General features: G+C 65.7%; 18 protein-coding genes. 11 read left to right on the top strand and 7 right to left on the bottom strand.

The features are described from left to right. Window positions 1-57: 57 nt before the first annotated feature. Genes moaB through ppk2 form a run of 3 tightly spaced genes read left to right on the top strand, consistent with a single transcriptional unit; the run spans window position 58 to window position 1,720 of the window. Window positions 58-576 (top strand): molybdenum cofactor biosynthesis protein B, encoded by a 519-nt coding sequence (gene moaB / locus ACTOWJ_RS16495; protein WP_441335714.1) that lies wholly within the window; start codon window positions 58-60, stop codon window positions 574-576. A 5-nt stretch (window positions 577-581) separates the two neighbouring features. After that, a complete protein-coding gene (locus ACTOWJ_RS16490) occupies window positions 582-959 on the top strand; it encodes a helix-turn-helix domain-containing protein (protein WP_441335713.1) in 378 nt (125 codons plus the stop codon). Further along, entirely contained in the window at window positions 956-1,720 is a 765-nt protein-coding gene (gene ppk2 / locus ACTOWJ_RS16485; protein WP_441335712.1) for a polyphosphate kinase 2, read from the top strand. The genes ACTOWJ_RS16490 and ppk2 overlap by 4 nt, the downstream gene beginning before the upstream one ends. A gap of 103 nt (window positions 1,721-1,823) precedes the next feature. Here ppk2 and ACTOWJ_RS16480 read toward each other — a convergent pair whose 3' ends face one another. After that, complete coding sequence (locus tag ACTOWJ_RS16480; RefSeq protein ID WP_441335711.1) at window positions 1,824-2,561, bottom strand: helix-turn-helix domain-containing protein; 738 nt, start codon at window positions 2,559-2,561, stop codon at window positions 1,824-1,826. Window positions 2,562-2,673: 112 nt separating this feature from the next. On the opposite strand from ACTOWJ_RS16480, the gene ACTOWJ_RS16475 reads away from it, so the two are divergent. Both ACTOWJ_RS16475 and ACTOWJ_RS16470 read left to right on the top strand, forming a co-directional pair. After that, window positions 2,674-3,117: a hypothetical protein gene (locus tag ACTOWJ_RS16475; RefSeq protein WP_441335710.1), complete on the top strand. Its 444-nt coding sequence runs from the start codon at window positions 2,674-2,676 to the stop codon at window positions 3,115-3,117. After that, on the top strand, window positions 3,114-3,974 hold the full coding sequence (locus ACTOWJ_RS16470; RefSeq protein ID WP_441335709.1) for a DUF2145 domain-containing protein: 861 nt from the start codon (window positions 3,114-3,116) through the stop codon (window positions 3,972-3,974). Before ACTOWJ_RS16475 ends, ACTOWJ_RS16470 begins: the two co-directional genes overlap by 4 nt. Window positions 3,975-4,054: 80 nt before the next feature. Here the strand turns inward: ACTOWJ_RS16470 and yccX are convergent, their stop codons facing one another. From yccX to ACTOWJ_RS16455, 3 genes are read right to left on the bottom strand one after another with little or no spacing between them, the layout of a single operon-like run. Beyond that, entirely contained in the window at window positions 4,055-4,324 is a 270-nt protein-coding gene (gene yccX, locus ACTOWJ_RS16465) for an acylphosphatase (RefSeq protein ID WP_441335708.1), read from the bottom strand. Next, window positions 4,321-4,974: a TlpA family protein disulfide reductase gene (locus ACTOWJ_RS16460; protein WP_441335707.1), complete on the bottom strand. Its 654-nt coding sequence runs from the start codon at window positions 4,972-4,974 to the stop codon at window positions 4,321-4,323. Before ACTOWJ_RS16460 ends, yccX begins: the two co-directional genes overlap by 4 nt. Next, on the bottom strand, window positions 4,971-6,242 hold the full coding sequence (locus ACTOWJ_RS16455) for a YihY family inner membrane protein (protein WP_441335706.1): 1,272 nt from the start codon (window positions 6,240-6,242) through the stop codon (window positions 4,971-4,973). The genes ACTOWJ_RS16460 and ACTOWJ_RS16455 overlap by 4 nt, the downstream gene beginning before the upstream one ends. 238 nt (window positions 6,243-6,480) lie before the next feature. Here ACTOWJ_RS16455 and wrbA point away from each other — a divergent pair, with 238 nt between their 5' ends. The 5 genes from wrbA (at window position 6,481) to ACTOWJ_RS16430 (ending at window position 10,261) form a co-directional block, all read left to right on the top strand. Further along, entirely contained in the window at window positions 6,481-7,074 is a 594-nt protein-coding gene (gene wrbA, locus ACTOWJ_RS16450; protein ID WP_441335705.1) for an NAD(P)H:quinone oxidoreductase, read from the top strand. Beyond that, window positions 7,071-7,463 (top strand): DUF2069 domain-containing protein, encoded by a 393-nt coding sequence (locus tag ACTOWJ_RS16445; RefSeq protein WP_441335704.1) that lies wholly within the window; start codon window positions 7,071-7,073, stop codon window positions 7,461-7,463. The genes wrbA and ACTOWJ_RS16445 overlap by 4 nt, the downstream gene beginning before the upstream one ends. A 154-nt stretch (window positions 7,464-7,617) precedes the next feature. Then, on the top strand, window positions 7,618-8,589 hold the full coding sequence (locus ACTOWJ_RS16440; RefSeq protein ID WP_441335703.1) for a DUF6708 domain-containing protein: 972 nt from the start codon (window positions 7,618-7,620) through the stop codon (window positions 8,587-8,589). A gap of 331 nt (window positions 8,590-8,920) precedes the next feature. Further along, window positions 8,921-9,406, top strand: coding sequence for an asparaginase domain-containing protein (locus ACTOWJ_RS16435; protein ID WP_441335702.1), 486 nt, complete (start codon window positions 8,921-8,923; stop codon window positions 9,404-9,406). 186 nt (window positions 9,407-9,592) lie between these two features. Continuing rightward, entirely contained in the window at window positions 9,593-10,261 is a 669-nt protein-coding gene (locus ACTOWJ_RS16430; protein ID WP_441335701.1) for a hypothetical protein, read from the top strand. Between the two features lie 117 nt (window positions 10,262-10,378). On the opposite strand, the gene ACTOWJ_RS16425 is transcribed toward ACTOWJ_RS16430, so the two are convergent. Continuing rightward, window positions 10,379-12,040 carry a M20/M25/M40 family metallo-hydrolase gene (locus ACTOWJ_RS16425; protein ID WP_441335700.1) on the bottom strand — a complete coding sequence of 554 codons (1,662 nt, stop codon included), beginning with the start codon at window positions 12,038-12,040 and terminating at the stop codon, window positions 10,379-10,381. 276 nt (window positions 12,041-12,316) lie between these two features. Here ACTOWJ_RS16425 and ACTOWJ_RS16420 point away from each other — a divergent pair, with 276 nt between their 5' ends. Next, on the top strand, window positions 12,317-12,631 hold the full coding sequence (locus ACTOWJ_RS16420; protein ID WP_441335699.1) for a hypothetical protein: 315 nt from the start codon (window positions 12,317-12,319) through the stop codon (window positions 12,629-12,631). Here the strand turns inward: ACTOWJ_RS16420 and ACTOWJ_RS16415 are convergent. Both ACTOWJ_RS16415 and ACTOWJ_RS16410 read right to left on the bottom strand, forming a co-directional pair. Beyond that, the gene (locus tag ACTOWJ_RS16415) at window positions 12,621-14,906 is read right to left on the bottom strand and encodes a M14 family zinc carboxypeptidase (protein ID WP_441335698.1); all 2,286 of its coding nucleotides are present in this window, start codon (window positions 14,904-14,906) and stop codon (window positions 12,621-12,623) included. The two genes, ACTOWJ_RS16420 and ACTOWJ_RS16415, sit on opposite strands and share 11 nt — an antisense overlap. A gap of 330 nt (window positions 14,907-15,236) precedes the next feature. Continuing rightward, window positions 15,237-17,249 carry a proprotein convertase P-domain-containing protein gene (locus ACTOWJ_RS16410; RefSeq protein WP_441335697.1) on the bottom strand — a complete coding sequence of 671 codons (2,013 nt, stop codon included), beginning with the start codon at window positions 17,247-17,249 and terminating at the stop codon, window positions 15,237-15,239. Window positions 17,250-17,382: the final 133 nt, after the last annotated feature.

Raw genomic sequence — 17,382 nt, 5'->3', positions numbered from 1 at the left:
CGCGCCGCTCGACGCTGCGCTAACTTCACCCACGCGCATTTGCGCTAGGCTCCGACCATGACCGCAGAACGCGATTTCATCCCCCTGAACCTGTGCGTGCTGACTGTCTCCGACAGCCGCACCCTGGCCAACGACAGTTCCGGCGATTACCTGATTCAGTCGCTGACCGACGCCGGCCACCGGCTGGTCGAGCGCAAGTTGTTGCCCGACGATCGCTACAAGCTGCGCGCAGCGGTGTCGCAATGGATCGCCAATGAGGGTGTCGACGGTATTCTGGTTACCGGCGGCACCGGCTTCACCGGCCGCGATTCCACGCCCGAGGCCCTTCTGCCGCTGCTGGACAAGGAAATGCCGGGCTTCGGCGAGCTGTTCCGCGCGATCAGCTTCGAGGAAATCGGCACCTCGACCTTGCAATCGCGCGCCTTCGCCGGCCTGGCCAACGCGACCTTCCTGTTCTGTCTGCCGGGCTCGACCTCGGCCTGCCGCACCGCTTGGGAAAAGATCGTCGGCGCTCAGCTCGACGCGCGCACCCGGCCGTGCAACCTCGCCACTTTGCGTCCCCGCCTCAAGGAGTGATGCGCATGTCGCTGGACACCACCCTGCGTCTGTTGGCCAAGGCCAGCGGTTTGAGCGTGACCGATCTGGCCACCGCGATTCCGCGCGCCGGCGCGGCCACCGTCAGCGCCTGGCTGCGCGGCGAAAAGCTGCCCGGCAAGGACCAGCTCGACGCGCTCGCTCGCGCCTTCGGCGTACCGGCCGGCGCGCTGCTCGCCGAGCTGGCCAGCACCCTCGATCCGTCGCGCACTCAGGGCGAACACGATCTGCTCGCCGCCTATCGCGAACTCACCACCAAGCAACAGGGCGCGCTGCTCGAAGTGGCCACCGCCATGGCCGGCACCAAGCGCGGCGCGGCCAAATCCCCGGCAAAACCCTCCCGACCGAGAAAGGCGCAACGATGAGCGGACTCAAGCGCAAGGAATACGAGGAACAACTTGCCGCGCTGCAATTGGAACTCGTGGCGATGGCGCGCTGGGTGCAGCACGCCGGCAAGCGCGTGGTGGTCTTGCTGGAAGGCCGCGACACCGCCGGCAAAGGCGGCACCATCGGTGCCTTGTCCGAGCATCTCAATCCGCGCCAATGCCATATCGTTGCGCTGTCCAAGCCCAGCGAACGCGAAAGCGGCCAGTGGTATTTCCAGCGTTACGTTCCGCATCTGCCCGCCGCTGGTGAGATCGCGCTGTTCGACCGCAGTTGGTACAACCGCGCTGGCGTCGAACGGGTCATGGGCTATGCCAAGCCCGAGCAGGTCAAGGCCTTTCTCAAGCAGACGCCGGTGTTCGAAAAGCTGCTCATCGACGACGGCGTACTGTTGTTCAAATACTGGCTGTGCTGCGACCAGGAAGAACAGGAAGAACGTTTCGCCGAGCGTTTGAACGATCCGCTCAAACGCTGGAAACTCTCGCCGATCGATCTGGAAGCGCGCAAGCACTACGACGACTACACCAAGGCACGCGAGGCCATGTTGGAAGCCACCCACACCAAGCACGCGCCGTGGACGCTGGTGGATTTCAACGATCAACGGCTGGGGCGGCTGACTTTGATTCGCGATTTGCTGTCGCGGCTGCCCGATACCCACGTGAAGCAGGCGGCGCTGGAGTTCCCGAAGCTCAAGGGCAAGCCGTCGAAGGAGAAGTACGGGGCGCTTAAGCCGATTGGTTGATTTGGGAGTCGGGAGTCGGGAGTCGGCAACAGCGCACTTACCTATCGTCATTCCCGCGTTCGCGGGAATGACGAGCAAAAGCGGACCGGCCTCGGCACCGACGCTACTGCGACTTCCGAAATGGCTGAAACAACTGCAACAGCCACGGTTTCTGCGCCAACACCAGACTCACGCCGACCCGCTCCTGCGCGGTCAGCGCCGCATCGCGCGCCAGCAAGGCGTCGAACTCGCGCGCCACTTCGTTCAATCGCAGCTTGAGCTCGCGGATGCCGGCGATGCTCAGCGAGCCGCTGAGCAACAGCAGCACGTCCTGTTCGCCGTCGAAAGGATCGGCGAAATAGTCGCCGAGCAGGCGCAGGCGGAAATAGCGCTCCATCGGCCCGTCGGCGCGCCAGCGGAAGTTGCGCGCGGTGCGCGGGCGGCCGCGGTTGCCGGGCATCAACTCGATGATGCCGAGCCGGTCGAGCTTGACCATCAATCCGGTCCAGCGCGCGTTGTCGAAATTGAAGTGCGCCTGCACGTCGGCCTGCTTCCAACGGTTCAAGGTCAGAAACAGCGCGACCAGCAAGGCCGGCTCGTCGACCAGCGCCTGCTCCTGCGCTTCGCTGAGCATGGCCATCGGCGCGCGCCCGCGCGCGGCTTCAGCGCTGAGCTCGGCCAGGCCGATATCGAGCACGTCGCAGACCTCTTCCAGGCGCTGCAGGCTCATCGCCCGGCGCGAGAACATGCGCTTGACCGCGGCCTCGCTGAGCTTCAGGCGCCCCGCCAAGTCGCGATAGGTGAGGTCCTGGGCGCGCAAAAAGCGCTTCAGGGCGTCGACTAGTTCCAGAGACAGGGCCATGGGTATCAAATTACGCTACTGAACAGAGAAATTACAGCCACCCTGTCGATGATTCTTGCCAAGCCTCCCCGGCCCGCCGATGGTGGCTCCGGACCTGAACGAGGTGGCACGAATGACACGGATTTCCGAACGCCTGCTCCTCCTTGTTCTGGTCGCTGCCGCCGTGGCGGGCTCGCTGGCAGGGATGCCGGCGAGGGCGGCGGTGCAATCCGACGGCCTGAGCCGTCAGTCCGCCGCCAGCCTGGACGCCTCGGTCGAGGTGCCGATGGCCGCGGCGAACGCGCTCTCGCAGGGCGCAAAGTTTTCCGTCACCGGCATTCAAGCCAGCGCCAACGGCGTAGCGGTAACGATCTCCGCGGCCGCGGCCGGCACGTCCTTCGTCGTCGCCTTGTCGGCGGCGCAGGCGAAGGAGCTCGGGCTCAAGGTCGGCTGGGCCGTGGTCGTCACCGTGGTCGCTGCCGGCTGGCTGATCAGCGACGGTCACCTCAACCTTATTTGCTTCGTCCCCAATGATCGCGCACGCGCCTTGACCCACAGCGCCCGGATGGCCGGATGAAGCGGTTCCCTCGTCGCCCCAAGGTCGCGGCAGGCAGGACGCTGATCGCCGCGATGGTGGTGGCCGTGGTGGTGGGAGTGATGCCCGCACAGGGACGTGCGGGCACTCGCTGCGAGGCCGAGACGATCTTGCCGCAGAAAGTCGCCGCCGCCGCGCAGACCGCCTTGACCGTGGCCGCGGCGCTCGACGAACGCGACGCCCCGGCGGCGCTGGTGGCACGGGTGGGCACGGATCTGTCCGCGCAGGGCCTGGTCTACAGCCATGTCGGTTTCGTCGTGCGCGATCATCCGGCCGGACGCTGGACCGCGGTGCATCTGCTCAACGAATGCGGCAGCGAGCGGTCCAGCCTCTACACCCAGGGACTGGTCAATTTCTTCTCGGATCATCTGGTCAATCAGGACGCGCGCATCGTCTGGCTGGAACCGGAGCAGGCACGGCGATTGGCCGAACGCTTGCGCGCTCTGCCGCGCGACAGCCTGCATCAGCCGCACTACAACCTGATCGCGCGGCCGGGCAGCACGGAGTATCAGAACTCCACCGCCTGGGTGCTGGAAACGTTGGCCGCGACCTTGCCGCAGAGCGCCGAGAACACCGATCGCCACGCCGCGTATCGGGCCGCGGAGCGCGACGGCTTTCGACCCGACCGCATCCACATTCCTTATTCCAAGCGCGTGCTCGGCGGTTTGTTCAGCGCCAATGTCGCTTTCACCGATCACTCCATCGGCACGCGGCTGGGCGGCGAGTATCCGATGGTGACAGTGCGTTCGATCGTGCAGTACTTGGATCGCAGCGGCCATGTCGTCGAGCAACGCGAATGGCGCAATGGGCGGGCGATGGAGCAGTTGGGGGCGTTGTAGGCTGCGGCGGGGATTTGCGCTGTTCGGGCGTAAAGCGAATCGCCCTGTCCTCTTTTTCAAAGGGGGAACAGCAAAAACCGTCAACCGCAAACGAACCCGTCGCCGGCTTCGTCGTCTTGAGCCGACTCGCGCACCAGATTCTCTACCCGCGCCATCTCCGGGCCCTGGCGCAGCCATTGCGCCAAGCGTTCGATCGCCGCGGCCTCGCCCACCGCCAGCACTTCGACCCGGCCATCGCGCAGGTTGTTGGCGTAGCCGCGCAGTCCCAGCGCGAGGGCGCGATCGCGGGTGGAGGCGCGGAACCACACGCCCTGCACCTTGCCGGCAACGAAGAAACGCGCCGCGCTCACGACTTCGCCGCGGGCGCCGCCGGCTCGGCCTTCGCATCGCCGGCCTTGGCGATGGCGTCTTCGAGCTTCTTCGCGTCCACCGGGCCGAGGAATTTCTCCGCGACCTTGCCGTCGGGACCGATCAGATACGTCATCGGCAGGCCCTTGGGCGTGTCGAACGCCTTGGGCGGATCGGCGACGTCGACGATCGCGATCGGATACGACACCGGATGCTTCTTGAGGAAGGCCTGCATGTCGGCCTTGTCGATTTCCTCGTAGGCCAGGCCCACCACGTCGATGTGCTCGCGCATCGTATCCAGCGCCGACAACTCCGGCATTTCCTTGATGCACGGCGCGCACCAGGTCGCCCAGAAGTTCACCACCACCCAGCGGCCGCGGTGCTCGCTCAGATCGTAGGTCTTGCCGTCGAACGTGGCGATGCGCAGTTCGGGGGTGTCCGCTGCGCCGGCGGGCGCCGGGATGGGCTTGGAGTCGTCGGCCGGGAGTGGTTCCGGGGTTTGAGAGGCTGGAGGTTTGACCGCTTCGGCGGATTTCGGCTCGCCGCCAGATGCGGCCTCTTCGGTTGGCTTCTGGCATGCCGCCAGCAGCAGCGCCGCGATGGCGGCCGCGAGCAGCGGCAGGGTACGGAGGATGCGGGCCTTCGAAATCATGGGGTTTCCTCTTCGGCGTGAATGCTGGACACGCGTCGTTTCATCAACGCGCGCAGCGGCACGCGTAGTTCGTCCATCGCCGCGACCGCGGACTGGCCCAGCGAGTCGTCGCGGCACGGCAGCATGGCTTCGGCGATCGGGATGCGCAGGTTGCAGGCTTCGTACAACTCGCCCAGCGACAGATCGTCCAGGTCGCGCGCCAGCAGCCATTCGCCGCTCTCGGCGCGGCGCACCACGTTGATGTCGCCCAGTTGTTCGAGCATCTGCTGGATCAGCGCGTCGGTCAGCATCGGCTCGAGTTGCTGGATGCTGTCGATGTGCAGGCCGCGGCCGTCCTTGCGCGCCTCGTTGAAGCGCGCCAGCAGACGCAGCAGGCCGTACATCTCGAAGCCCAGCGGCAGGCGCATCGACGCGGGCTGGTAGCGGAACGCGGCGATCGAGGACGCCAGCGAAGCGCCCAGCAACACCGCGATCCAGCTCAGGTAGATCCACAGCAGGAAGATCGGCACGAACGCCAGGGTGCCGTAGATCTTCGAATACGAGCCGAAGTTGCCCAGGTACAGGCCGATGCCACCCTTGATCAGTTCGAACAGCACCATCGCCAGAAACGCGCCGGCGACCGCGTGACGCCATTTGATCGTGCGGTGCGGCACCACCCGGTAGATCGCCGCGAACGCCAGCCATTCCAGACCCATCGGTGCGGTGCGCAGCAGCAGGCCTTCCAGCCAGCGCCCTGGTTGCGTGGCGAACACTTCCATAGCGAAAAAGCGCGCCGAGATCGCCAGGCTGGCCGCGGCCATCAGCGCGCCGAGGGTCAGCACGGTCCAATAGACCAGGAAGCGTCCCAAGCGCGGCCGCGCCGAATGCACGCGCCAGATCCGGTTGAACGCCGCTTCCACGCCGTTGAGGGTGATCAGCAGCGAGACCACCAGGGCGATCACGCCGGCGGTGGTGAGCTGGCCGGCGTTGGCCGAGAACTGCTTGAGGTAGCTCTCCACCGAGCGCGCCGCGGAGGGCACGAAGTTGGAGAAGATGTAGTCGCTGAGGCGGTCGCTCCACTCGCTGAACATCGGGAACGCCGAGAGCACGCCGAACACCACCATCGACAGCGGCACCAAGGCGAATACCGTGGTGTAGGACAAGGCGCCGGCGGCCTGGAACAGGTTGTCGTCGAGGAAGCGGCGGCTGAGGAAGCGAAAGAAAGTCGCCATGCGCGCGCGGTCGCGCACGCGCTCGCTCCAACGGTAGATCGAGTCCAATGGTTCCATCCGGCGCAGGGTAACCGATGGGGTGTGGGGGCGGTATGCATGGCAGGTGCGGATGCGGCCGTGCGCCCTCATCCGGCGCTTCGCGCCACCTTCTCCCGCTTGCGGGGTGAGGGGCCGCGCTTGCGAGCCACCGGCTCGCGCGGCGCCGAACGCCCGAGCGCCATGCGCCCGGGCCGGGGCGCCGGTGAAGCCAACCCGCCGCCGCATTCCTCTATCCTTCCCCGCACAGGAGAATCCAATGACCGAAGTACTGGTGCTCTACTACAGCCGCGGCGGATCGGTGGCGCGGCTGGCGCGGCAGATCGCACGCGGGATCGGCGAAGTCGACGGCATCGCCGCCCGCCTGCGCACGGTGCCGCCGGTCGCGGCGGTCACCCAGACCGCGGCCCCGCCGGTACCCGAGGAGGGCGCGCCTTACGTGGACGCGCGCGATCTGGCCGAATGCGCCGGCCTGCTGCTCGGCAGCCCCACCCGATTCGGCAACATGGCCGCGCCGGTCAAGCACTGGCTCGACGGCCTGGGCGCGGAGTGGGCCAGCGGCGCCCTGGTCGGCAAGCCGGCGGCTGTGTTCACCTCCACCGCCACCCAGCACGGCGGACAGGAATCGACCCTGCTGACGATGATGGTGCCGCTGTTGCACCACGGCTGCGTGATCCTCGGCATTCCCTACACCGAGCCCGCGCTGAGCCACACCCGCGGCGGCGGCACGCCCTACGGCGCCAGCCATGTCGCCGGCAGCCAGGACGATCCGCAGCTCAGCGACGACGAAGCCATACTGGCGCGCGCGCTCGGCCGACGCGTCGCCGAACTGGTCGCCAAGGTGAGCCGTTGAACGCGCCCTCGCCCGCCTCCGCCCGCCCGTCGCGAACGCGCGCGGACTGGGTGCTGTTGGTCTCGCTGTTGGCGCTGACCGCGCTGTTCTGCGTGTGGTACGTGCTGCCGCAGCGGCATCTGCTGGCCGGGCTGAGCGTGTTCATGGCGCCGCCGGCCTTGCTCGCCGTCGGCGTGGCCTTGCGCAGCCGTCTGGCCGCGTACTGGGCTGGCGTGCTCGCGCTGTTCTGGTTCTGCCACGGCGTCATGCTGGCCTGGTCGTCGCCACCCGAGCGCGCTTATGCCTGGATTGAGCTGGTGCTGGCACTGGTGGCGATCTTCGCGGCCAACCTGGCTGGGGTGAAAGCGCGGTTCGGGAAAAAAACCGAGCAACCGAAGCTGCGCCAGTAAGGGCCCTATAAACCATCCGAAGACCGGTGGCGGCCGCCCGGAAAACGCCAGCGAACGTCCAACCCAGCCGCCACAAAAGCGCGGCCCCCGCTGCCTATCTCGACGCAAACTCGAAACATGGCGGTCGCGACTTGTGACCAAAGGTAATCCCCGCATGATGGATTTCACGGGTCTTCTGCTCGGCTACAAGAAAAACCGACCGCTGACCGACGCGGAACGCAAGAACCAACTCAAGCAAAAGGAGCGGCTGGAACTGCCGTTGAACTACGACCTGTGCGTGACCAGGCTCAACAGCACCTTCATGGAGACGGTCGACCGCTACTATGCGTGGCGCGGGGTGCTGACGATGATGATGGGCGTCTTTATCCTGTTGTGTGGCGTCGGGTATATGGATTTGGTCTGGATCACAGTGACTCGTTGGGGACAGCCCGATGAGAATCCGGAAGAAGCGATGCTTTTTCTCCTGGTGACGGGAATGATACTTCTTACCAGCATGGGTGTTTATTCCTGGATTGCCCTTAAAGAAACTCTCACGTTCACCCACTTTCCCATTCGCCTGAACCGCAAGACGCGCAAAGTCTACGTATTCCGCCCTGGTCGCCCGGGCCGGCCGATCCTTACTGCCGACTGGGACAAACTGTTCGTGACCATGACGCCCTGCAAGGGCAGCGGCACCGGCCTCAATCGGAACTGGGACATCCGTGCGCATGTCATGGCCGATGACGGCGAGACGGTGCTCGACACCTTCGCCTTCGATTTCGTCTGGCATGGCGGCGAACTCGACGTGCTGCGCGGACACTGGGAGTTTCTGCGCCGCTACATGGAAGACGGTCCCGAGCAGGCCCACACGCTGGTGGACGTGTGCATGCCCATCGCCGAGCACCGGGAAACCTTGCGCTGCTCGTTCAACCGCTTCTATGTGAATTTCCTGGGCGGCGGCCTCTGGCTGTGGTACATGCTGCTGCCTTACTGGCTGCTGTGCGTCGTGGGCCGCATCGTCTCGATGTGGACCAGCAAGGTGCCTGTGTGGCCCGAACACATCCAGGCCGAATGCCGCATCGAGGCGGACGATCCGTACGTGAAGGACGAGCGCAGCAACCAGAAGAAAGAGCTCTACCCGATCTGACCGGGAGAGTGAACGCCAGCGGCCCGTCACCCGCTACCGCAACGAGTTCACCACCGTGTGCGCGATCAAATCCCCTACCGGACCGGCCGCTGAGCCTGGCCGGCCCCGGCCAGCGCATTCACCCCAGGCCAAGTGTGCACGGCAGCCAGAGCGTCATCGTCATCGGCAAAGAAGGCGCCAGCCCGTAGCGCACTCCCGCCGCGAACTCGAAACATGGCGGTCGCGGCTTGTGACCGAAGGTAATCCCGCGGGCCGCAGCTCCTGGCCAAGCGGCTGCCAGCGGCTTGGAGGCCTATAATCGGCGTCTCTCCGAATACGCGAACCCCTCGAGATGGACCAGCTCTGCATCGTCACCACCGGCGGCACGATCGACAAGATCTATTTTGACGACAAGTCGGACTATCAGATCGGCGAACCGCAGATCGGCCGCATCCTCGACGAACTCGGCGTGGCGTTCCGCTACAGCGTGATTCCGATCATCCGCAAGGACTCGCTGCACATCACCGCCAGCGACCGCGAGCTGATCCGCGCCGCGATCGCCGCGCAGGACGCGCAGCACGTGCTGGTGACCCACGGCACCGACAGCATGGTCGAAACCGCCAGGGTGCTGGCGACGATTCCGGGCAAGACCATCGTGCTGACCGGCGCGCTCAATCCGGCGCGTTTCCGCGGCTCGGACGCGGAGTTCAACATCGGCACCGCGGTCGGCGCGGTGCAATCGTTGCCGGCCGGCGTCTACATCGCCATGAACGGGCGTATCTGGGATCCGGCCAAGGTCCGCAAGAACGTCGAAGCCAATCGGTTCGAAGCGATCTGAGCGGCGCCCGCGACGAGCCGCCGCGATCGGCAAACCCGGCCGCGCGGCCATGCGCGCGGCGCGCGTCGTACCCGGGTTCGCCAAGGCGGTCGCGCATCGGGAAGCGCATCGAGTGTGGATCCGGCGTTTGCTGCGGCGCGTGATCGATTAGCATCGGCGGCTTGTCCCATTGCTGTGGTGATCTTCATGCGTCGATTCGTTCCGGCCCTGACGGTGTCAGCCCTGGCCCTGTGCGTTCTGGCGGCTTGCCAGAAACCGGCCGAACCCGATCCGTCGGCCAGCCCGGCCCAGACCGATACCGGCAAGGCGCCCGCCAGCCAGCCTGTCGCTACCGCGCCCAATCCGCTCGAGCCGCCCGAGCGCATGCTGCGCAACGACGCGATCGGCTACGACGGTTTCAACGGCAGCAACGAGGCCGGCACGGTCAGCGCCAAGTTCGGCGCCGACGCGGCGACCATCCGCGGCGCCTGGGGCGGCGAGATGAAAGACAACAACGCCCAGCGCCCCGACGCCAAGTGCTATCTGCTGTATCCGGTGCGCGGCGCGATCACCCACCAATACGGCTTCCTGATGGGCGGCGACGGCCTGACCGGCATCGACGTCTACGATCCCAAGGCGCTGGCGCCCGGCGGCGGCCGTATCGGCATGAGCATCGATGAGATCAACAAGGCCTACGCCGGCCAGGTCAAGCAGGTGCCCAATCCGAGCTTCGAAGGCGCCGCGTTCCTGCAGGTGGCCCCGCCCGGCGGCAAGGACACTCAGCTGACCTTCGAAACCGACGCGCTCGGCAACGTCACCAACTGGCGCATCGCCAAGCGCAGCGCGCTGGAACCCAACGAGAGCTGCACGCGCTGACGTCGGTCGCGCGCCGCGCCGCCTAAGAAAAACCCCGGCGGGGGCCGGGGTTGCGAACGTCTTCGCCAAACGGAGAGCGCATGGCGGGCCGCAATGCGCGCGGCCCGCCTTTCGCGATCAGAAGGTGATGCTCCAGGTGTCGATACGGCCGGTATCGCCGTTCGCGTTGTCGTTCACCCGCAGCTTCCAGCTGCCGTTGAGCGGTTCGCTCGACAGATTGAAGGTGAAGGTGCCGCTGACGTTGTCTGCGCTGCCGCCGGTGCGGTTGTGGATGTTGTAGAGCGAGCCGTCCGGCGCGACCAGGTCGACTTTGATATCACCCTTGTAGGTGTGGACGATGCTGACCGACACGCTGGCGTTGCTGGGGGCGTTGCCGGTGCGGCCGGACACGCTGATCGTGCTTTCCACGGTCGCGTTGTCGTTGATCGCCACATCGGTGCCGTTGCTGTAGGTCTGCGTGCCGGGACCGGGCCCCGGGCCGCTGCCCGCGGTCTTGCCCAGTTCGCCGAGGAAGGCCAGGCCGAGTTTGGCGAACGGCACGCTGTTGGCGGCCGAGTTGCCCATGTTCGACAGCTTGTCGTTGGGCGTGTGGATCGAGTTGAAATAGCCGCCGCTGCTGCTGCCGCCCTCGAAGTACATCGCCGCCGGGAAACCGGCCGAGGTCCACGACGCATGATCGGAGCAGCCGTAACCGCAGGTGTAGCTGCCAACCGTTCCGCCGAGGTAGGTCGTGTACAGCTCGCGCATGAACTGCTGCAGATCGGAGTTGGAGTTGTCGCTGACCAAGCGCACGTCGGTTGCGCCGCTGACCCGGTAGTTGGTCATGTCCAGTTGCAGCGCGCCTACCACGTTGACGCCGCGGTTCTTGAAGTCTGTGGCGATCGCCTTGGAACCGCGCAGCCCCACTTCCTCGGCCGCATAACCCATGAACTTGATCGTGCGCTTGGGCTTGTAGCCGCTGGCCAGCGCCACGCGCAGCACTTCAGTCAAGGTGGCGATGCCCGATGCATCGTCGTCGGCGCCTGGCGCGTTCATCGCGTCGCCGGTGCCGCTGCTGGAGATCGAGTCCAGATGGCCGCCGAGCACCACCACTTCGTTCGGCAACTCGCTGCCCTGGATGGTCAGGATCACCGAAGGCTGGGTCGAGCAGTTGGTGCAGCCGGTGTAGAGCTCGGCGCTGACGTCGCTACGGCCGTTGGCCAGGGCCAGCCAGGTGTCGCGGATCCAGGTGGCCGAGGTACGCCCATGGGTGGAGGCGTAGTAACGGTTCGGGTATTGCGTAGACAGATGATTGATGGTGCCGCGGATGTTGGCTTCGCCCACCTGGCTCAACCACGGCGTCACCGTGGCCTGGTTGTCGATGGTGTAGGTAGCGAACGTGGCCTCGATGGCCTCGCTGGTGAGGTCATCACGCACGAAGGCTTCGGCCTCGGCGCGGCTGTCGAAGGCGAAGAAACCGCCGCAGCGTTTTTCCTTCTCGTGAACCTGGAGCGTGACGTCGGCAAGTTGATGGGTCTTCAACTCGGCGATCACCAAGGGATCGCCGACCGCGTTGGACAGGCCGGTGGCATTGCGGGCCAGCGTCTTCACCCCGGCATCGAAGGTCTGACGCGAAGTCACGATATAGACGGGCTTGAACGGGTCGTCGGTCGCGTCGGCCGGGCGCGCATGGTCGTGGCCATGGCTTTGTGCGAACGCGGGCATCGCGGCGGCGGCCAGCGCAAGGGCGAGCAAGGTGGGGACGAGTTTCGCGGGCGAGGAGGCGGAATACGGATTCACGGAAGGCGCTCCTGGTTCGGCGTCGACGACGATGCTCCGGCATCGGCGCAATGACGCGGGCTATGGGAACGGCGATCGCGGAATGCGATCGCCGCATGCATTGCTTCGGGTGAAAGCGGCGCCGCAGCGTACGGGGATGAACGATCCGGTGCACCCGGGATTCGACCCTAAGCGCGCGAAGCCGCAACGAACAAGCGACAACCGGTGCGAGCGCACATTCGCGTTCGTGACTTGAGTCATGCAACGGCGCAGTAAACGCTTACGGCCCGTCCGCGAATGGAATCGAACGATGAAACCCGCGAAAAACAGCGGAAATTTTCGGTGTTTCTGCAGTGGAAATCAGGTGCCGCGCGAACCCGTCGAGTATGTACGCGGCGATCGCCGAAGCCCGCGCCGGAGCGACTGCGCGAAGCGGCGTTTCAGCGCGGGCCGGCGATCCGACGTCGGCGATGGCCGCTCGCGTTTATCGATACCAGTCATGCATGCAACGAGGTGGGCGCACAAACGGCAACCCCGGCCGAAGCCGGGGTTGCGGTCCCGCGCACGGCGGGCGATCAGTGCATCAATGTGGCCGATGCGATCAGAAGGTGATGCTCCAGGTATCGATACGGCCGGTGTCGTTGGTCTGATTGTCGTTCACGCGCAGCTTCCAGGTGCCGTTGAGCGGCTCGCTCGACAAGTTCTTGTTGAAGGTGCCGATGACATTGTCGGCGCTGCCGCCGGTGCGGTTGTGGATGTTGTAGAGCGTACCGTCCGGAGCCACCAGGTCCACCTTAATGTCGCTCTTGTAGGTGTGATAGATCGTGACCTGGATCGGCGTGCTGGCCGAACCGTTGCCGGTGCGGCCCGACACCACGATCGAGCTTTCCACCGTGGCGTTGTCGACGATGGTCACGTCGGTGCCGTTGGTGTAAGTCTGCGTGCCACCCGGGCCGCTGACGGTGACCGAAGCGCTCTTGGTTTGGGTGGCGCCGTCGTCGTCGGTGACGGTGAGCGTGACCGTGTAGGTGCCGGCCGCGCTGTAGGTCTTGGACGGATTGGCCGCGGTCGAGGTGGTGCCGTCGCCGAAATTCCAGCTGCGCGAGGCGATGCTGCCGTCGCTGTCGGTCGAGGTGTCGGTGAAGCTCACCGTCAGGCCGCTGGCGCTGGAGGTGAAGTTCGCCACCGGCGGGTTGTTGCCCGGACCGCTGCCGCTGACGGTGAAACGCACCGCGTTCGGCGTGCCCGGCTTGCCCGAGGCGTCGGTGCCCTGCACGTAGACCGTGTGCACGCCCTGGCTGAGTCCCGTGGTGGAGATGCTGCCGGTGACGTTCTCGTTGCTGCTGTTGAAGCTGCCGTCGCTGGCGCTGAGCGCGATCGGCGTCGCCCCGCTCGCCCACGGCGGCGCGTCGAGATAGGCGCGCGCCGAAGCGATGTTCTGCACCGCCTCGGTGCCGTTGCTCTGATTGAACAAGCTGTCGTTGATGTTGGCGGTGATCGTTACCGGTGTTCCCGCCGGCACCGTCGCCGACGATGCATTGACCACCGTGGTGTCCGGGCCGCTGGGCAGCGTGTACGGCGCCCACAGGCTGCGCGCGACATAGCGCAGAGTCTTGAGGTTGTTGGGCAAGGTGGTGCCGGTGAAGCTGCTGCAGCTTTCGAAGAAGCTGCCGCCCAGTTCGATGGTGTAGCCCGGCACGCCGAGCAGACCGTACATGGTGTCGTCGGTGGTGCCGTCGGTGGCGTACAGCTCATCGGACTGCTGCGGACGATAGCCGTTGAAGTACGCCATGCGTCGACCGAAGGTCTGCAGCGCGGTGCTGTTGGGCGCGGCGTTGCTGGTATCGCCCCACGACCACAGGACCAGATCAGCGGCGCTGTGGATATCGATGAACACACCCTGGGTATCTTCAGGCGCGGCGGTGGTGACATCGTCGGGACGTCGGTCCTGGAAGATGCCGCCGGTGTACACACCGTTGCTGCCGCGCGTACCGGCGACCAGGCGCATCAGGTTCTGGGTTTCCGGATCCGACGACGCGGTCGGGCCGCGATAGGTCTCCGCGCACTGATTGCCGCTGGAGCCGCCGGCGGCGGTGTTCCAGTGATACGGGAAATTGCGGTTGAGATCGGTGCCGTAGCTGCTGGCACTGCAGCTGCCGCCGTTGCTGTTGTTGACGTTCTTGCGCCACGAAGCGCCCGCCTCGGCCTTCTTGCGGCCGTCGGGATTGGCCTGCAGCACCAGTTGGAAGGCGAAGTTGTCGAGCAGCCAGGTCGCTTCCGGATCGGTGCCGTAGCCGTTGACCAGGCCTTCGGCGAAACGCGTCACCAATTCGGCAGGCGCGTACTCGCGAGCATGGATCGAACCGAACAACACCAACGTCGGTTTGTTCGGTAATGCGGCGTCGGTGGCGGTGTTGCTCAGCCGTAGCACGCGCATGTCGTAGCCGGTAGCTGCGCTCTGGGTCTTCTGCCAGGTCGGGCCGATGTTGGTGATGCGCGCCAGATTGGGTTTGGTCTGCGCCAACGTATCCATGGTCGAGTAGGTTTCCTCGACCGTGCGGAAGCAGCTGAAACCGGGAATGCTCTTGGTCCCGTTCAAGGAGCCCTGCAAGGCGGTCTGCAGGCGCTGCAGCCTGGCCGTGGACTCCTGGTCGATCTGGTACTTGAATCCGGCGCGGGTCAATGCGGTCAGATCCTCGGGCATGGCTTCCACGCGCACGGTCTTGGCCTGGCGGTCCACGTTCAAATGCTGGAAGCGCGAGGCGATGCGTTGCAGTTGCGCGGGATTGTCGTACTGAGCGGTAACGAACACGGGCAGATCGTCGGCGGCCGCGGCGCTGGCGGACAACGCCAGCAGCAACGGCAACGCGGCAGGTTGGAAGCGCATTGGGAAACTCTCCATGTACGGGTGGTGGACAGCGACGGGGGACGTGCTGCAGCCATGCTGGGGAGCGGATGCGATCTGCGGCAAGCGTCGCCGGTCGCGCCGATGGATCGCTTTCGTGATGCGTGCGGCAGATCGGTGTTTCGGTGTGCCTCGGGGCCGCAGTCGATGGGTATTCGACGCGCCTCGCACAACGTCCACGCTGCGTCTTCGCAAGGTCTTCGCGGCATCGGCCGCGACCGCGGCATCGCGGCTCTCCGCAGGCGGCATCGCCTGCAAGGAAAGACGCCGCGGCTGTGAGGCCGCGGCGTCGGGTGCTTCAAACGCGGTGGATCAGAACGTGATGCTCCACTTGTCGATGCGGCCGGTATCGGCGTTCGCATTGTCGTTGACGCGCAGCTTCCAAGTGCCGTTGAGCGGCTCGCTCGACAGATTCTTGTTGAAGGTGCCGATGACGTTGTCGGCGCTGCCGCCGGTGCGGTTGTGGATGTTGTAGACCGTGCCGTCCGGAGCCACCAGGTCCACCTTCAGATCGCTCTTGTAGGTGTGGTAGATGGTGACCTGGATCGGCGTGGTCGCCGAGCCGTTACCGGTGCGGCCGGACACCACGATCGGGCTTTCCACCGTGGCCATGTCGGTGATCGCCACGTCGGTATCGTTGGTGTAGGTCTGCGCACCCGGGCCGCCGGACACCGTGACCGTGCCGGTCTTGGTGTTGGTGGCGCCGTCGTCGTCGGTGACGGTCAGCGTGACGGTGTAAGTACCGGCGGCGCTGTAGGTCTTGGACGGGTTGGTCGCGGTCGAGGTGCTGCCGTCGCCGAAGTTCCAGCTACGCGAGGCGATGGTGCCGTCGCTGTCGGTGGAACTGTCGGTGAAGTTGGCGGTCAGGCCGCTGGTGGTCGAGGTGAAGTTCGCCGTCGGCGGAGTGTTCGGCGTGCCGCCGCCCGAATCCACGCCATCGATGAACTGCGCGCCGGTGTTGGCCGGATCGAGCCAGTCGCTCAGACGCGAAGCCGCCGCGCCGCCGCCGGTCCACGAAGTGAACACGCGGCCGTACTGGTCGCTGCGGTTGGTGCCGGTGGCGCTGCAGCTCGACGGACCGCCGTGCAGCTGACCGAGCACGCGCTTCTCGGGGCTGTAGATGGGCGAACCCGACGAACCCGGTTCGGTGATGCCGCCGGTCGGCTGCCACTGCACGTTCAAGTGCGTGGTGCCGGCGCCGCCGCCCCACGCCACGAACGAAGTCGGGCTGGTCGAATCGCTGATGCGCTTTTCGGCCACGTTCGGGTGATGGATGCCGATCGCGCCGGGATAGTTCTGATCGCGGCGATCCCAACCGGCCCAGAACAGGTTGAAGGCGGGATTGGCCGCCGTGTTGAGTTCCAGCAGGGTGAAGTCGGAGGTCGCGTAGGTCGCCTTGACCGATGAACCGGTCTGGGTCTGCGACATCGAGCCGTCGCCGTTGGCGCCGCTGGCCGGGGTGTTCGGCGGGCGGCAGGTCGAGTTCTGGTAGTTCCAGTACACCACGATGCTGGCCGCGGTCGAAGCGGTACCCATGCCGCAATGATGCGCGGTCAGGAAGTACATCTTCTTGTCGTTGGCGGTGTTGTTGACCAGCGAGCCGGTGCACGCCAGCGAACCGCTCTTCGAATAAGCGGCCACGGAACGAATGATGTCGCGGCGGCCGTCGCCTTCAGGGCAGACCACGTCGATGTTGCACGAGCCCGACACGCCCTTCTCGCCCGCTTCGGCGGCCAGACGGCGCGACAGCGGGCCGAAACCGACGTAGTCGTGGTTGACCTTGGTCAGGTGCAGCTTGAGCTCGCCCATCTTGGCGCGCGGCAGCACCACTTCGATCACCGCTTCCTGGCCCGGCACGACGGCGGTCCACAGCTGGCCCTGCGCGTTGTTTTCGCGCGAGGTGTATTGGTTGATCAACGCGCGATCGCCGCCGGCGGTCTGAGTGGCCGGATAGACCAGCAGACGGCCGCCTTCGGGCATGTGGTACTGGGTGAAACCGAAGTTCAGCGACAGCGCTTTCTCCGAACGGATGCGCTGACGCCACACTACGTTGTCGGCGTCCAGGTCTTCCCATACGCCGGAATTGAGCGGGGTCATGTCGACCGTCATCGGGAAGGCGAAGCGCGGGATATCGCCGCGCTTGTCGCGTTGGCGATCCTCGGCCTTGAGCTTGGCCACATCGACCGCGGGCATGGCCCGCAACGCGATCTTGTCCAAGCCGGAAAGATTTTGATGATCGAAAGCCGCCGGGCGCGAGGCCGGCGCGGCGAGTGCGGCGCTGATCGAGAGTCCGAGCAACAGCAAGGAACCACAAATGCGTTTCATTGAGTAGTCTCTCCGTCCGTGATTAGAGGCATGACCGCGGCGCCCGGCAGGGCCGGTGCTGGATGGCGATGGCGTCGGGTCAGGCGGTGGGAACTGGATACTCCAGCGATTGATGCAGACGATGCCGCATGCT

The organism is Lysobacter sp. CA199 (assembly GCF_052078715.1).
In the GTDB taxonomy this organism is placed as follows: Bacteria; Pseudomonadota; Gammaproteobacteria; order Xanthomonadales; family Xanthomonadaceae; genus Lysobacter.
This window is presented reverse-complemented; position numbering and strand designations above follow the sequence as displayed.

What these genes read in the sequence shown, in the direction of transcription:
- moaB (WP_441335714.1), top strand. Translation starts at nt 58, where the DNA reads ATGACCGCAGAACGCGATTTCATCCCCCTGAACCTGTGCGTGCTGACT.
- ACTOWJ_RS16490 (WP_441335713.1), top strand. Translation starts at nt 582, where the DNA reads ATGTCGCTGGACACCACCCTGCGTCTGTTGGCCAAGGCCAGCGGTTTG.
- ppk2 (WP_441335712.1), top strand. Translation starts at nt 956, where the DNA reads ATGAGCGGACTCAAGCGCAAGGAATACGAGGAACAACTTGCCGCGCTG.
- ACTOWJ_RS16480 (WP_441335711.1), bottom strand. Translation starts at nt 2,561, where the DNA reads ATGGCCCTGTCTCTGGAACTAGTCGACGCCCTGAAGCGCTTTTTGCGC.
- ACTOWJ_RS16475 (WP_441335710.1), top strand. Translation starts at nt 2,674, where the DNA reads ATGACACGGATTTCCGAACGCCTGCTCCTCCTTGTTCTGGTCGCTGCC.
- ACTOWJ_RS16470 (WP_441335709.1), top strand. Translation starts at nt 3,114, where the DNA reads ATGAAGCGGTTCCCTCGTCGCCCCAAGGTCGCGGCAGGCAGGACGCTG.
- ACTOWJ_RS16460 (WP_441335707.1), bottom strand. Translation starts at nt 4,974, where the DNA reads ATGATTTCGAAGGCCCGCATCCTCCGTACCCTGCCGCTGCTCGCGGCC.
- ACTOWJ_RS16455 (WP_441335706.1), bottom strand. Translation starts at nt 6,242, where the DNA reads ATGGAACCATTGGACTCGATCTACCGTTGGAGCGAGCGCGTGCGCGAC.
- wrbA (WP_441335705.1), top strand. Translation starts at nt 6,481, where the DNA reads ATGACCGAAGTACTGGTGCTCTACTACAGCCGCGGCGGATCGGTGGCG.
- ACTOWJ_RS16440 (WP_441335703.1), top strand. Translation starts at nt 7,618, where the DNA reads ATGATGGATTTCACGGGTCTTCTGCTCGGCTACAAGAAAAACCGACCG.
- ACTOWJ_RS16435 (WP_441335702.1), top strand. Translation starts at nt 8,921, where the DNA reads ATGGACCAGCTCTGCATCGTCACCACCGGCGGCACGATCGACAAGATC.
- ACTOWJ_RS16430 (WP_441335701.1), top strand. Translation starts at nt 9,593, where the DNA reads ATGCGTCGATTCGTTCCGGCCCTGACGGTGTCAGCCCTGGCCCTGTGC.
- ACTOWJ_RS16420 (WP_441335699.1), top strand. Translation starts at nt 12,317, where the DNA reads ATGGAATCGAACGATGAAACCCGCGAAAAACAGCGGAAATTTTCGGTG.
- ACTOWJ_RS16415 (WP_441335698.1), bottom strand. Translation starts at nt 14,906, where the DNA reads ATGCGCTTCCAACCTGCCGCGTTGCCGTTGCTGCTGGCGTTGTCCGCC.
- ACTOWJ_RS16410 (WP_441335697.1), bottom strand. Translation starts at nt 17,249, where the DNA reads ATGAAACGCATTTGTGGTTCCTTGCTGTTGCTCGGACTCTCGATCAGC.